This window comes from Photorhabdus aballayi, from assembly GCF_026153155.1.
Lineage (GTDB): Bacteria > Pseudomonadota > Gammaproteobacteria > Enterobacterales > Enterobacteriaceae > Photorhabdus > Photorhabdus luminescens.
The window spans coordinates 36,385-51,028 of sequence record NZ_JAPFCD010000027.1 but is presented as its reverse complement, the minus strand read 5'-3'; the positions used below and the strand labels follow the sequence as shown (position 1 = coordinate 51,028).

Here is a 14,644-nt window from a genome sequence, read left to right as displayed (position 1 = left end):
CAATATCGACATTATAAATACAGTGAATAATTTATTCTTTATCGGTATTAAATCTCATAAACCTACTTATCTTATCCAATAAAATTGTCTGCTAGCAAACGATAAGAATTACGAGAACATATAATCCAGCACATAAAGATCTTACTCTTTCGCCCCTATACTCCCTAAAAAATGGTAATGTTACTTTCGCACTAAATAGCCACTTTTCAGGTAATAAAATTCTCTTTAACCTCCCACCTGAAGCGATCCACTACCACTTCCCTCTCAATACAACTTGTTATCCTAAAAAGGATAAATGACAATCAATAGCATCTTTTCATAACTGGAGTAAAACATGACTGATATCGCTAAGTTGTTAGGCAAAGACGCGGACAGTTTATTACAACATCGTTGTAGTACCATTCCGAGTGAAAATCTCTATCTGCCAGGCTCCGATTTTGTTGACCGCGTAATGATCGACAATAACCGACCGAATACGGTTCTGCGCTCCATGCAAACATTATTAAATCATGGTCGTCTTGGAGGCACTGGTTATTTATCTATTCTGCCGGTGGATCAAGGCGTAGAACATTCTGCTGCCGCTTCTTTTGCAGCAAACCCACTCTATTTCGATCCAAAAAATATCGTTGAATTGGCTATTGAAGCCGGTTGTAACTGTGTTGCCTCTACTTATGGCGTGTTATCCGCTGTTTCTCGTCGTTATGCTCATAAGATCCCATTTCTGGTTAAATTGAACCACAATGAAACACTGAGCTATCCCGCTCAATATGATCAAACTTTATATGCCAGTGTCGAACAAGCATTTGAGATGGGTGCCGTTGCCGTTGGAGCAACAATTTATTTCGGTTCTATTGAATCACGGCGTCAAATTGAGGAAATTTCAGCCGCCTTTAAACGGGCGCATGAATTAGGCATGGTAACGGTATTGTGGGCCTACCTACGTAATCCTGCCTTCAAAAAAGAAGGTGTAGATTATCACTCTAGTGCGGACCTAACAGGCCAGGCTAATCATTTGGCAGTCACTATCGGTGCTGATATCGTTAAGCAGAAAATGGCCGAAAATAACGGCGGCTATACGGCGATTGGTTTTGGTCATACTGATAAACGTGTTTACGCTAATTTGACTAGCGATCATCCTATCGATCTGGTCCGTTATCAGATAGCTAACTGCTACATGGGCCGCGCCGGTATGATTAACTCAGGCGGCGCATCCGGTAATAATGATTTGAGCGACTCAGTTCGTACCGCAGTTATTAATAAACGCGCAGGCGGTATGGGGCTAATCCTCGGTCGTAAGGCGTTCAAAAAATCCATGAAAGAAGGTGTTGAACTGATTAATGCAGTTCAAGATGTCTATCTGGATAAGCAAGTTACTATAGCTTGACATCACCCGTCCGGAAGAAAGTGGGGAGCAGTCACCAGAAGAGGGAAATTCAAAAAAATCCCTCGATTTTCATCGGGGGATTTGTGCAGGAAAAACAGCGGATCTCGGGAATTATCTCGTTAAAACTGACAAATAAGAACTGTATCAAGGCAATTTCGTTGATAATCATCCCAAAAACCGAGGGGATATTCCTCAATATCGCTTTTTAACAGCATTGGTTTTTGCCATCTAAATTGTTTGAACCCTGCCTTTCGGAGCGCTGCTTGATACTGTTCACGGCTCCAATGATACATAGTGAAAGGGCTAGGTGGTGTGGTAAGAAATTCAGCTCTCACGAGAGTTGTGTCTTTCACGGGCTCTTCACTCAGAATTTTTATACCATAATTTTCATAATTCACTTTTTCTAATCGACAATCAGGTTCAGCGGTATACGCAATTAGTTTACCGGAAGGCTTAAGATGAGCGGCAATGACACGGAACTTAAATGCCAATGACCCGTCGTCATGCCCCTATATGGACTCCCCTGAACGATCAACTGATTTTACACAGTTCGCCAATCCGCTACTCTCACCACCACTGATGAAAATGGTGCACAGGTCCAATCCCTTTTCCTACATCTAACAAATCCGCTTGTTCTAACGCCGCCTGAAGATATGATTTGGCAACAGGCAGTGTTGTCTGCCAATTTGAATAACGCGGACGCAAAGCGGCCAGTGCAGCGGAGAGCGTACACCCTGTACCATGTGTATGACGCGTATTGATTCTAGGCGCAGTAAAACGCCATTCTCCCTCAACAGTAAATAGCCAATCAGGGCTTTCATGTTCTGTAAGGTGTCCGCCTTTCAGTAAAACGGCTTCGCATCCTAGCGATAATAATTCACGCCCTTGTTTTTGCATGTCCGTTTCGGTTTTTGCTACAGAACATTTCAATATCGCTGCGGCTTCCGGCAAATTTGGGGTAATCAACGAAACCTTCGGTAATAATTGTTCAACAACCTCGGAAACCGCTTCCGGCGCCAGCAACGGATCGCCACTTTTCGCAATCATTACCGTATCCAATACAACATAAGGAACGGAATAACGACTTATTGCGTCGGCAACAACAGCAACATTGGCTGCATTAGATAACATGCCTATCTTAGCGCTATCAATTCTGATATCTGACAACACAGATTCAAGCTGTGCCGCAACAAAAGTAGGATCGATATCATAAACAGATTGCACACCACAGGTGTTTTGTGCAACAAGCGCTGTCATGACTGTAGCGCCATAAGCACCAAGTGCAGAGAAAGTTTTTAGGTCGGCTTGAATGCCGGCACCGCCACTAGGATCAGTACCGGCAATTGTCAGTGAATTGATTCTCATCATAGGTACCTCTTCCAACCAGACATAAAGAAAAGCAAGTATCAGGAAAAGACACCATGACTTCCCTACGCTGGCATTATCCAGATCAGGTATTACGGGTTCATCTCAGCTCAATAAAGAGCGCCCCGAGCCAAAACAAAAACACCCTATCAGATAACCAACAGGGTGATATCGGTATGTCATTGTTGCCAGTAAAAAATCAATCAGACAACAAATTTACTTCGTCAATCCAAAATGGTCGACAAAAAGAAGTTATGCTGTAGTGACGTTTGCCGCAGAAGGACCTTTCTGACCGTCCTGAATTTCAAACTCAACTTTTTGGCCTTCCGCCAGAGTTTTAAAACCCTCGCTCTGAATAGCGCTAAAATGTACAAACACATCTTTGCTGCCGTCAGCAGGAGTAATAAAACCAAAACCTTTTGATTCGTTGAACCACTTTACAGTACCAGTGATTTTTGCCATTTTAAGAATTTCCTTTGGATCACTTAATTCTAATTCGCCGTTTCGGCGTAACATAAAAACTAGAGCGAGTTGCTGCTATTAACAGAACCGTACCTCGTTTACCCGAACGATTTATCACATATTCTTAATATGATGGCAAGCCATTTTTTATCAGCTATGGAGCTAACGCACATATTTAAAATTCTTAACAACAATTATTGTTTAACATAGCTGCAAAAATTTGAAAATCCAAGGTTATCCTAATTAGCTTACAGTTTATCCACTCAACAAAACCCCAGATAACATAAATAACACTAATTTATTTTGCCTGTCTTATTATTAGACTTTCTATATCTCATAGTATGTTCATAGGACCAATTTCTACTGTTTAGGCGAAAGAAAAAGTCAACACATTCCCAATATTAGTCGACTAAAATATCAGTATTAAATATACCCAGTTAATACCTATCACATCTTAATATTAATTTTTCGTTTAGCTTTTATTGAAAATAGCAAGAGTAGAATTCCTGAATTTAGATGTTTGTCATATTTTACGTGATGCACAGGATCTTCCCAATTTATGTCGTCGGGAAATTGGAGCAATAAATAATGAAGTTTGATTTAACCGCAGCCTATACCCTATCAACTACTCTTTTAGTCTCATCTGGGACAGTGTTTGCAGCAACGGCAGATACTGCTAATAAGTCATTAGCAACGACTGAATCTCACACACCGAGCAGTTATGGCAACAATTCAAGTAGCTTATGGGAAAAACTCAACAATAATATCACCCTCACCTGGGATGCACCCGACAATGAACTTTATCTGCCAGTAATTACTTGGCATAACAGGCATACCTACGATAAAGAGAAGATCGATAGATATAATGAACGGCCCTGGGGTTTCGGCTATGGTAAATATCGTTACGACGAAGACAATGATTGGCATTCCCTTTATGCAATGGCTTTTATGGATTCTCATAACCGTTTGGAACCCATCGTTGGCTATGGATTTCAGAAAATGTGGATACCCGGTGATTTAGATGGTTTTCGAATGGGAATAGGGTTCACTTTAAGCGTTACAGCTCGTCATGAATATTATTATGTCCCTATTCCACTCCCATTACCGTTATTCTCCATAGAATATGATCGGTTATCGCTGCAAGGGACATATATTCCCGGCACATATAATAATGGTAACGTCCTCTTTGCTTGGTTACGTTGGCAATGGTAACTGGATAAAAAATACCGGGCTGTGTAATATCAGCCCGGTATTTTTATAGCGATAATCCAGGTATATGTTATCCCTGCTCCTGTGCTCTCATTTTTTCACGGCGGGAACGAGACATTAAAAACCCGATCCATAACGCACCCACCCAGAATGGCATCAGGATGACTGAAATACGGATGCTATCCATCATCAAAATAATGACAAGTATAAAGGCAAGGAAAACCAGACACAGATAATTACCGAATGGATACCAGAATGCCTTAAATGATGGCTCTATTCCCTGTTTAACTTTTTCTGCCCGAAATTTTAAATGCGCCGTACAGATCATGACCCAATTAATCACCAATGTTGTTACCACCAGTGCCATCAATAATTCAAATGCTTTGCCCGGGATTACATAATTAATCAGCACACCAACGGACGTTGCCAAAGCAGAAATGACAATGGCTCTGATAGGGACGCCACTCTCATTGACTTTGGTCAGCATCCCAGGAGCATTGCCTTGTTTTGCTAAACCGTACAACATCCGGCTGTTACAATACACACCGCTGTTATAAACAGATAATGCAGCAGTTAGGACAACAATATTCAGAACATTAGCTACCCAGAAACTATCCAGGTTGTGAAAAATCATCACAAATGGACTTTCACCTTCAACGACATTGCCCCACGGATAAAGCGACAACAATACAGTCAGAGAACCGATATAGAAAATCAATATCCTGTATACCACTTGATTGGTAGCCTTAGGAATGCTGATACGCGGATTTTCCGCTTCTGCTGCGGTAATACCCACCAGTTCCAATCCACCAAAAGAGAACATGATCACAGCCATTGCCATGATAAGGCTGGTGATGCCATTAGGCATAAAGCCGCCATGTTGCCAAAGGTTAGCAATGCTGGCCTGAGGCCCGCCATTTCCGCTGACTAACAGGTAAGCGCCAAACACAATCATGCAGATAATGGCGGTCACTTTAATAATGGCAAACCAAAATTCTGTTTCGCCATATAAGCGGACATTAATTAAATTTACCGTATTAATTAAGACAAAAAAGACGGTTGCAGAAACCCAGGTTGGAATATCAGGCCACCAGTAGTGGATGTACATTCCCACAGCCGTTAATTCAGCCATGCCAACCAGAGTAAACATCGCCCAATAATTCCAGCCTGATAAAAACCCGGGAAAGTCCCCCCAATATTTATACGCGAAATGACTAAACGACCCCGCTACAGGCTCCTCGACCACCATTTCGCCTAGCTGACGCATAATCAGAAATGCAATAAAGCCTGCAATAGCGTACCCTAAAATTACGGAGGGACCTGCCATTTTTATGGTTTGTGCAATACCGAGAAACAACCCAGTCCCGACAGCCCCCCCCAAAGCAATAAGTTGAATATGCCGGTTTTTTAAACCGCGTTTAAGTGTTGACCGCTGCGATTGTCCTGCCATCTTGTCCTCTTGATGCAACTTCTATCTTGTTATAAGTGGGAAAACAACCGCTTCCCATTATCTGCTTTACTGCCTATCCCAATAGGGCTATTTTATTTGCCCTTCTTTGCCATAAAGAGCGAACTTGGGCAGTGCTCAAACAAAAGCGTTAGCTTTTGAACGCACTTTAGTGCGGCCCGTAGGGCAAGCGAAGCGAGTCATCCTCACGTACTACGTGTACGCTCCGGTTTTTCCGCGCTGTCCGTGTTCACTGTTCATTGATAAGAACGGCCTGCAACAATTACGCCTATTAGGATGGCACTTAATTCTAAGCAAACAAAACACTAGCTTTAAAGGGTGGATATTGAAGATAGTATGTTAGCACAGATATATGACGGGAAAATGGCTGATGAGTATCAGCAACTAATCAGAAAGGCAGATATCGAGTCACAGAACAAATACCTGAATCAAACTTTTCCCCCTGATCACAATAGCTATCCAAAGCTAGCAGGTACAAGAACAGACATATTCCAAGTAATACTAAGATTGCAATGGTTTTTTTTATGTCCAATTCTATTTCCTTCAAGTTCGATCAGAACGCAATACGTTAAGAATAAAGTTGAAAAATGATATTTTACAACAATGAAACAAGAAAAATATTCATCTTGTGCTTTCATTGTGAAAAAATCGTACCGGTAACAGTATGTATGCTAACAACATATCAGAACACATTTAAACAAATACTAACCATGTGGATTCTATTCACTATAACAAAAAAATCAATTGTCACATTCAGTTACAATCTAAATCATCATGTCAAGGCTTTGTCATCTGTAGAAAAAGTTGTGTATACTTCCCTTCATTTTCAACCAGAACAAAATTGTTAATGCCACAGGATAATCACTTAGCACTTGTATGCGCTCTCAGCAAATGGATTGAGAATCACCTTGGCCGGGTAATCCACCTGGAAGAACTGGCAACTTACTCCGGTTACTCGCTTTGGCACATGCAGAAAATATTCAAGGAAGTCACTGGAATTTCTCTTGGTAAATATATCCGCCAGCGACGCCTGGCCGGTGCTGTTCATCTTTTAAGAAACAGCTCTTTGCCTATTTTTGATATCGCCTTAGATTTCGGCTTCGGCTCTCAATCTCATTTCACTTACATGTTCCGCAAAGAGTATGGCATAACGCCTTATGATTTCCGGCAGAATCCAGATATTGAGCTCGAAGTTAAATTACCTCTGCATTTCGCTACCAACTGTTCGTGACACGATAATCAGAGAGCATTGAAACTGGCAATTATCCAACAAATGCAACCGTGCTTTCCGGTGAAAGGCAAAGAGCTTCAACCTTTGTGTTCTGATCTTTTATTTAATACCAGACACAATACTTCCCTTAACGAGGCTCTCTGAGTTTCTGGTTTAGATGGACAGAGAGCTCTAATCTTGATTCAACCGGTATCATTTGGTTTTAGTCGCTAACCAACAGACAATTGATCCTATGGTAACCATTAGCACGCCTTGCCAAAATGAAAAAGAGAGTGCAGTGCTAAGGAGCAATGATGAAAAGGCCGTAGATATGATAGGCGTGAAATAAGACAGTGTAGCCAATAATGCAACATGTCCTCTGATAATCGCAACGGTCCAGGCTGCATTCGCCAACCCCATAACCGCGCCAGCAAACAATAATATGCTGACACTATGTAGGCTTATCACCATTTCAGGCGGAGATGTGAAAAAATATTGAATCCATAATGCGAACGCTGTCAGGATAAAAAACAACGACATGCCATTCTTACCTGCCGACATTATTTTTGTAATGTTACAATACACTGCCCAAATAATTGCCCCCGCAAAAGCCAGCCCGTAGCTTAATGGATTACTCTGGATATTTTCTACCATCTGTCTGAGTGACCAACCATTATCACCACTCATCACCCAACCAATCCCCAGAATAGACAATAATAAACCAAGATATAACCACAAGTTCACTTTTTGCTTATTAATAATCACTGCGAATAAAACAGTAAAACCTGGCCATAAGTAGTTAACCATACCCAATTCAATTGCTTGAGCACGATTATTGGCAAAACCTAATGCAAGTGATAAACAGATTTCATAACTGACAAATAATAAGCTACCAAGCCACAAATAAACTCTGGGGAAGGTACTGATCTTTGGGAAGCCCATTAGCAGAATCAGGAAAACTGATCCAACAGTATAAATGAGCGCTGCGCCACCTACAGGCCCGAAATCTTCACTCACACTTCTTATTAATCCAACGATTGTACTCCACAACACAATCGCTAATATTCCGTATAAGGTCGCTTTGTGTTGTTCGATCCTTGTTTTCACATCTATCCCCATCTTTATTCTAATTCTCTGTCATACTGAATCAAATAAATCAGTACCAGAATGATGGTAACAAAAAAATGGAAAGCATTAGACACGCCATTCCATTGTTTAGACATCCACATCCCAAACCATTCTCCGCCGATTGACATAAATGCCACCTGCCAAGTCAAGAATCCCAAAGTCAGACCCGCTATCGCAATAGCCTTCTTTTTATTAAAAACAGCAGCATTAGATTTTAAATTCGCCAGTAAATGAATACCGCCAATCCAACATAACACTGCTGTTAAAGTTTCTAAAGAAATAATGACAATATAGCCAATGTGATGTAACGCCGGTGAATGAATTGCACGATAGGTAATAGCCGTATCTGGGAAAATGGTATCCATCATTAATACATGCTGTACAAATGCAAAATTAGTCGCATAGTCTGTAATATTACCAAAAGCAGCTAACGTAGCAAACAAACCTACTGCAAAAATCATCAAAATCTTAGATAAGCGAATAATCATTTGTCAAGTTCCCAAAGAATAGATTGCTATAAGTACCAAAAAGATCATAAAACACATAAAATACCATACAATTTAACAATCATCACCTTATTCTTACATATTTAATTATCGAGTTACGTTTAAAATATTTTCATCTAATATCCGATTTATATTTTTCTATTCATACTATCATTAGATCAGTTATTATCTGTTCCATTGTTATTTACATGACTGTTATTTATGGACGACTCTCTAGTTAGTGCAATAAAAAATTATTTCAGCCAAAAATCAAGTAGAAAAGATTATATTATTAGCTTTATTAAAATAGCCGTTATTTTAGGAATATTGATCTTTCTCTCTGGTTATCTAGCAGAAAATCATTACGCGGCCCACATGCAATATGAGTTATCAGTGTGGCTGTACATGATCTCGATTGGCTTATGGGCAATGTGCTCCTTCGCTACCGTTTACTATTTAATCATGAAAACAGCTTATAGATTTAATGACGCGGGGCTGTATGGTTGGTTAATCTCTATTTTTATTTATCTTTGCAGCGTGTTACCAAACTATTTTTCCGAGAAAATAATAATGTATTCACCCTTTATCAGTCTGATTGGAGTTATCCTAGCATTTATTCTGCCAGAAAAGAGAAACAATAATAAAAAGTAATATTTTCTCCATATCGCAAAAATTTCATTTAATCTGACTATTACTTAAGATAGTAATAGTCATTATAAAATAAAGCGACGATTATTTATATATACCCAATGGATTTCAAGATGCATCGCGACGGCAAAGGAGCGAATCCCCGGGAACATAGATAACTATGCGACCGGGGTGAGTGAGTGCAGCCAACAAAGAGGCAACTTGAAAGATGACGGGTATACACTGAATATTTTATTACTTAGCCATCAACTGGCGAGATAATCTGTAATGACGGGTTAAAGTAAAGTGAAAACGAATCTGAATAGTGGATCATGAAAATCTACAGAATTGTTAATAAGATAAATCATGCCATAAAAATCACTCTGATAAAGTTTTTTCTATGGCACGATCCACGCGATACAACTAACTAAAACTATTTTTTATATTTCTCAACCAGAGCCAAAGCTATTGACTCAGTTTGTGCATCAGGATTACCACTGATATCATCTGGCCTGAAATGCATCTGGAACGCACTGATTGTCTTACGAGTATCTTCATCAAGTACACCGGTTTGCGGAATGGTGTAGCCATATTTAGCCAATGTCTTCTGAATTAACTCAACAGAAGCACTATCATTCCATTTCCTACCAGCCATATATTTCTCAACGGTTGCATCATCAGGCCATGCACCAATACCTTGCTCAGCCAAACTCTTCCAAGGGAAAAGTTTGCCGGGATCATACTTTCTCAAAGGCGCAATATCACTGTGACCAATGACATTAATAGGTTCAATACCATAACGTTGAATAATATCTTTCGCCAAACGCGTTAATAGATCGATCTGCTGCTCATGAAACGGATACCACTCTTTCTCAAGTAGCATTTCCGTAAATCCTTTATTAACAATTTCAATGCCAATCGAAGTATCATTCAAGTCCTTCCGGCCATTCCATCCACTGACGCCAGCATGCCATGCTCTCTTATCTTCAGGAACCAGTTGCAGAATAACAGGCTTTCCTCTCACATAATCCGGTAGCGATGGGATCAGATAATGAGCGCTAACACCGCCTTGAGTGAGTATACGTAAAGAATCTTTATCATCGACAGCGGTATAGTGGAACACCAAAAACCTTACTCTGTCATTTTGCCCTTGTGAAGGAAAAGAATTATTGACTTTGTAAGTACCCCGATCTTCCAGGCTGGAACACCCCGCCAATAGCATAAATAAGCCAACTAATATGATCTTCTTTATCATTTCCCTGTCCCACCTATTAATTGAAAGTAAGATAATAACACAAAGAAATCAAATGAATACAAAATAAAATTTATGTTTTACATGATTTTTTTATAAAACTTTCAGTTTTGCTCTTGACATAGAACACAAACAAAGATGCCTTATACCCATAACTTAGATGGAAATAAGGCAAGAATTACAAATGAAACGTGAAAGCTATCAGCCGCTATGTTGTTAAATAGTAATTAACTATACTTTGTTCTAGCATTTCACTTACGGCTAGCCAATTGGTTCGATCGGGCAAGAGTTTCTTCCCAAATACCCACTTCGACCTTTTTCTGAATTTCAGGATACTGATTGATATCAAATGTCGGTAACTTACCAACGCGTCTTTGCTGGTTATAATCTTTTGCGAGTTTAAATGCGACGCCGGAAAGCAACAAAATAGCGGTCAGATTGGTAATTGCCATCAATGCCATAGACAAATCAGCCATTTTCCAAACTAAAGGCAATTCAGCCAACGAACCAAACATCACCATACCCAACGCCGCCAGACGTAAGATCACTAAACCGGCAGTATGATTACGTTCAAGGAATACGATATTGCTTTCAGCATAAGCATAATTTGCAATGATTGATGTGAATGCGAAAAAGAAGATAGCCAATGCAATAAATTCAGATCCCCAATCACCAACAGCGGAAGACAATGCCCGCTGAGTCAATTCTATTCCACTTATTCCTGAAATATTGCCATCAAGCACACCCGATGACAGGATGATAACAGCAGTGGCGCTACAGATGACCAAAGTATCCATAAAGACACCTAGCATTTGCACATAACCCTGAGATGCCGGATGTGGAGGATATGGAGAAGCGGAAGCCGCCGCATTGGGCGCTGAACCCATCCCTGCTTCATTTGAAAACAGCCCGCGCTGAACACCCTGCGTCATCGCCTGTGCAACACCATAACCAACGGTGCCTGCAACAGCTTCCTGCAAACCAAACGCGCTTTTGAAAATTAATGCAAACACTTCCGGCATTCGTTCAAAGTTATGCCCGACGACCCAGAATGCCAGAATCAGATAAGCTATCGCCATGAAAGGGACAACTAACTCTGCAACCCGAGCAATAGAGCGCAAGCCGCCAAAAATAATGACCCCGCTAAGAATCACCAAACCGATGCCGACATACAAAGGGTTAAAATCAAATGCGAACGCAGCAGCCTGAACAATGGAATTTGCCTGAACAGCATTAAATACCAGACCAAAAGCAATAATAAGGAATATGGAGAACATAATGCCCATCCAGCGTACTCCAAGCCCTTTTTCCATATAGTAGGCCGGACCACCGCGGTAATTCCCCTTATCGTCTTTTGTCTTGTACAGCTGGGCAAGTGTACTCTCAATAAAAGAGGTTGCCATCCCAATCAGAGCAACCATCCACATCCAAAAAATGGCGCCAGGCCCACCAGCCGTTAAGGCTATTGCCACGCCAGTAAGGTTACCGGTACCAACCCGTGCAGCTAAGCTGGTACACAGAGCCTGGAATGATGAAATACCTGCGCTGTCAGATTTTTTACTGTTTTTCAATACTGAAAACATGTGCCCAAAATGGCGAATCTGTATAAAACCTGTACGTATAGTGAAGTAAATACCCGCCCCAAGAAGAAGATAAATCAACACGGAGCCCCAAAGGATACTGTTAAAAAAGCTAATTAGTTCCGTCAAGATATTTTTCCCCTTAAATTAGTAAACCCAGTCTGACCACAAAATCGTATCCGGCAGAATTCATTGTGCTTAATATGCCTTTATAATTAACAAGTAACACAATGCTGTATAGAAAAACAGAGAGATACTGGTCAGAAAAACACTATGAATGTAACACAAGTTTGAAATTGATGTGTAATGTTTACTGACCTTTTTACATTATCCATCAGATTAAATGAATGTTTGGTGTACTGTTTTTGGCTGCTAGCTAATAGATTTACCATTCAATCGACTATTATGCCCGTCAGTCACTTCATACACTTTTAGCTATGCCTCCTATGATTCGCAACAAACTATGATTCACCACAAGCTACATATATGAAACCGGAGACTATAGCCTTCACACAATAACCCTTACACAAGTAAAAGAAGTTCTACCAATGAAACACTTGTTAATTAAATCAACAACCAATTAATATCAAGAAAAAAAATTCAAAAATAAGATATTGTGATTAATTTTGTGAGCAGATTATCAGCTTTAACAAAAAAATCATCATTAATTTAGAAAACTCCGCATAGTGACATCTATCACATAAAACATTAAAAATCAAAAAGATAAAACACTCACTTATCAAACCACAATGAAATACCAATACATATGTTCGAACGTAGGAAATATCATCCTAGTAAATAACATAACATGCAAAAAACTAATAAAAATCTCAGCTTATATCTGACATTTATCTGCAAGCTTCCTCAATCAAGCAACAAATGATATTTTTCTCTTAGCTATATTGTGGTTAAGTTATCATTAACATTAAAAAGTTTTTAACGAATGGTCCCCGCTTCTTCATCCGATTATATCGAAGACATTTCCACTTACTTTTCTATTCTCCGAATATCTTCAAATATATATTTGATCACGACTATTACTCTATTTTCCATAAGATGATTGACCAATATTTCCGCAAATAGATTAAAATGAAATGACCATAAAACCGACATAATAAAACCCTTTTTTATAAAAAATCGAAGGTACTCCTCTGATTGCCTTTTGGAGGTAAATAATGTTTATTCGGCAAGTTTTTCAGTCGCGCCAGGATAAATTTGATCAACTACCAGATAGACTGAGTATTCAATAAAATTTGTAGAAAATTTACCACATGAGCAACAGAATTTAAGTAAAATCGGGTACACTGCAAAATATAAAGTTATTACAATGATATCACCGCTTTAAATTTCCTTGAGACTGGATACTACGAGCATAGGTATCTTGGGTAAATCACAAAAATGCAAGACTCAACGTTGGCAATTCACCGTGATAACTAGTTAGAGATGGTTTACCCAAATTACACCTACCATTTTGTTACATCAACTCTTTGAATACCTATACCCGTGATCTTTCAAGGCGCCTCTTTGTTGGCTGCATTCACTCATCCCAGTCACTATAGTTAGCTATGCTCCCGGGGATTCGCTCCCTTGCCGTCGCGATGCATCTTGAAATCCATAGGATATATAAAGCATTAAAATTCTTCCAAACAGACAGCTATATGATTAATCACCCCTTCATTCGGCTATAAAAACAGCAAGCTTAACCCAACCATGCATAGCTAAAATCAACTTTTGTTTTACATTTACCTAACATTGTGTTTTAATTTCCATGAAATATTATTTTATTTTGAAACTATTTTATAAAAAATGTGAAAAAACTTCTCTTATATGCAACATAAAACTGGATCTTTTATTATCTACTGCTAATATTTTCATTTGTTATCTTTTACAAAAAAAATATGTTTATGAAGTTAATATTGTATAAATATCTCACTTTTATTCTAAATGCATAATTTAAACAATATACGTTGAGGTTATGAATGATGTTAAGAAGAAAAAGGAAGAATCCCACTGATAACAATTTACCTATAAGAGTCTATCGTGGGAGATCTAAATATGAATATCACCCTCCATCAGGAGGTTCAATATCCATTTGTTGTTTAAGTTCACCATTGTCTGTCGTTTGGGAGGAGTATGAAAAAATTCTTAATAAGGAAAAACAATAACTAAATAATAACACTTCAAATATTATACAGTAAGTACTCTATTTACAGTTATAAAACCAGCGGGAGAACACACTCCCGTTAGCGGTTTTTGTCTAAATACACACACAATAAAGATTTTTACACGCTATTAAATTAACTATCCAGTTTTAACTTCTACATCTACTTATCACTCATCAAACCAAGCTGATTATCCAATGCTTTCTTAAGATAGGTACCTTAAGTCCCCGACTCTGGTTAGCATAAAAACTTTCATTGAGTATTGGAAAAAAATGGTCAAATATTTGCCAGAAATTCGCAATTCTCTACAAA

13 protein-coding genes and 1 riboswitch are annotated in these 14,644 nt (G+C 39.2%); of the genes, 4 read left to right on the top strand and 9 right to left on the bottom strand.

Annotation, left to right across the window (positions count from 1 at the left end):
* Positions 1 to 334 precede the first annotated feature (334 nt).
* Entirely contained in the window at positions 335 to 1,384 is a 1,050-nt protein-coding gene (gene fbaB, locus OO184_RS14220) for a class I fructose-bisphosphate aldolase (RefSeq protein WP_265379750.1), read from the top strand.
* Between the two features lie 119 nt (positions 1,385 to 1,503).
* Here fbaB and OO184_RS14215 read toward each other — a convergent pair whose 3' ends face one another.
* The 3 genes from OO184_RS14215 to cspE all read right to left on the bottom strand — a co-directional run bounded on the left by OO184_RS14215 (position 1,504) and on the right by cspE (position 3,211).
* On the bottom strand, positions 1,504 to 1,875 hold the full coding sequence (locus OO184_RS14215) for a hypothetical protein (RefSeq protein ID WP_265379749.1): 372 nt from the start codon (positions 1,873 to 1,875) through the stop codon (positions 1,504 to 1,506).
* Positions 1,876 to 1,951: 76 nt separating this feature from the next.
* Complete coding sequence (gene thiD, locus OO184_RS14210) at positions 1,952 to 2,752, bottom strand: bifunctional hydroxymethylpyrimidine kinase/phosphomethylpyrimidine kinase (protein ID WP_265379748.1); 801 nt, start codon at positions 2,750 to 2,752, stop codon at positions 1,952 to 1,954.
* 42 nt (positions 2,753 to 2,794) lie between these two features.
* Positions 2,795 to 2,887, bottom strand: a riboswitch (TPP riboswitch).
* A gap of 114 nt (positions 2,888 to 3,001) precedes the next feature.
* The gene (gene cspE, locus OO184_RS14205) at positions 3,002 to 3,211 is read right to left on the bottom strand and encodes a transcription antiterminator/RNA stability regulator CspE (protein WP_036781809.1); all 210 of its coding nucleotides are present in this window, start codon (positions 3,209 to 3,211) and stop codon (positions 3,002 to 3,004) included.
* Between the two features lie 588 nt (positions 3,212 to 3,799).
* Between cspE and pagP the strand changes: the two genes are divergently transcribed.
* Positions 3,800 to 4,423: a lipid IV(A) palmitoyltransferase PagP gene (gene pagP / locus OO184_RS14200; RefSeq protein ID WP_265379747.1), complete on the top strand. Its 624-nt coding sequence runs from the start codon at positions 3,800 to 3,802 to the stop codon at positions 4,421 to 4,423.
* A 67-nt stretch (positions 4,424 to 4,490) separates the two neighbouring features.
* On the opposite strand, the gene OO184_RS14195 is transcribed toward pagP, so the two are convergent.
* Together OO184_RS14195 and mgrB are read right to left on the bottom strand one after the other, a co-directional pair.
* Positions 4,491 to 5,870: an amino acid permease gene (locus tag OO184_RS14195; RefSeq protein ID WP_265379746.1), complete on the bottom strand. Its 1,380-nt coding sequence runs from the start codon at positions 5,868 to 5,870 to the stop codon at positions 4,491 to 4,493.
* A gap of 406 nt (positions 5,871 to 6,276) precedes the next feature.
* Positions 6,277 to 6,420, bottom strand: a complete 144-nt coding sequence (gene mgrB / locus OO184_RS25470) for a PhoP/PhoQ regulatory lipoprotein MgrB (protein WP_080984968.1) — start codon at positions 6,418 to 6,420, stop codon at positions 6,277 to 6,279.
* Between the two features lie 315 nt (positions 6,421 to 6,735).
* On the opposite strand from mgrB, the gene OO184_RS14185 reads away from it, so the two are divergent.
* Positions 6,736 to 7,119 (top strand): helix-turn-helix domain-containing protein, encoded by a 384-nt coding sequence (locus OO184_RS14185; protein WP_049581156.1) that lies wholly within the window; start codon positions 6,736 to 6,738, stop codon positions 7,117 to 7,119.
* A gap of 192 nt (positions 7,120 to 7,311) precedes the next feature.
* Here the strand turns inward: OO184_RS14185 and yddG are convergent, their stop codons facing one another.
* Positions 7,312 to 8,217, bottom strand: coding sequence for an aromatic amino acid DMT transporter YddG (gene yddG / locus OO184_RS14180; protein WP_283256309.1), 906 nt, complete (start codon positions 8,215 to 8,217; stop codon positions 7,312 to 7,314).
* A gap of 2 nt (positions 8,218 to 8,219) precedes the next feature.
* A complete protein-coding gene (locus tag OO184_RS14175; protein ID WP_049581153.1) occupies positions 8,220 to 8,714 on the bottom strand; it encodes a DUF2165 family protein in 495 nt (164 codons plus the stop codon).
* A 219-nt stretch (positions 8,715 to 8,933) separates the two neighbouring features.
* Between OO184_RS14175 and OO184_RS14170 the strand changes: the two genes are divergently transcribed.
* The gene (locus OO184_RS14170) at positions 8,934 to 9,362 is read left to right on the top strand and encodes a DUF805 domain-containing protein (protein ID WP_265379745.1); all 429 of its coding nucleotides are present in this window, start codon (positions 8,934 to 8,936) and stop codon (positions 9,360 to 9,362) included.
* Positions 9,363 to 9,771: 409 nt separating this feature from the next.
* Here the strand turns inward: OO184_RS14170 and OO184_RS14165 are convergent, their stop codons facing one another.
* Positions 9,772 to 10,590, bottom strand: coding sequence for an N-acetylmuramoyl-L-alanine amidase (locus tag OO184_RS14165; RefSeq protein ID WP_265379761.1), 819 nt, complete (start codon positions 10,588 to 10,590; stop codon positions 9,772 to 9,774).
* A gap of 251 nt (positions 10,591 to 10,841) precedes the next feature.
* Positions 10,842 to 12,299, bottom strand: a complete 1,458-nt coding sequence (locus OO184_RS14160; RefSeq protein ID WP_265379744.1) for an alanine/glycine:cation symporter family protein — start codon at positions 12,297 to 12,299, stop codon at positions 10,842 to 10,844.
* Positions 12,300 to 14,644: the final 2,345 nt, after the last annotated feature.

Bases quoted from the DNA above. Each gene is read 5' to 3' on its own strand.
- fbaB (WP_265379750.1), top strand. From the start codon at position 335: ATGACTGATATCGCTAAGTTGTTAGGCAAAGACGCGGACAGTTTATTA.
- thiD (WP_265379748.1), bottom strand. From the start codon at position 2,752: ATGATGAGAATCAATTCACTGACAATTGCCGGTACTGATCCTAGTGGC.
- cspE (WP_036781809.1), bottom strand. From the start codon at position 3,211: ATGGCAAAAATCACTGGTACTGTAAAGTGGTTCAACGAATCAAAAGGT.
- pagP (WP_265379747.1), top strand. From the start codon at position 3,800: ATGAAGTTTGATTTAACCGCAGCCTATACCCTATCAACTACTCTTTTA.
- OO184_RS14195 (WP_265379746.1), bottom strand. From the start codon at position 5,870: ATGGCAGGACAATCGCAGCGGTCAACACTTAAACGCGGTTTAAAAAAC.
- OO184_RS14185 (WP_049581156.1), top strand. From the start codon at position 6,736: ATGCCACAGGATAATCACTTAGCACTTGTATGCGCTCTCAGCAAATGG.
- yddG (WP_283256309.1), bottom strand. From the start codon at position 8,217: ATGGGGATAGATGTGAAAACAAGGATCGAACAACACAAAGCGACCTTA.
- OO184_RS14175 (WP_049581153.1), bottom strand. From the start codon at position 8,714: ATGATTATTCGCTTATCTAAGATTTTGATGATTTTTGCAGTAGGTTTG.
- OO184_RS14170 (WP_265379745.1), top strand. From the start codon at position 8,934: ATGGACGACTCTCTAGTTAGTGCAATAAAAAATTATTTCAGCCAAAAA.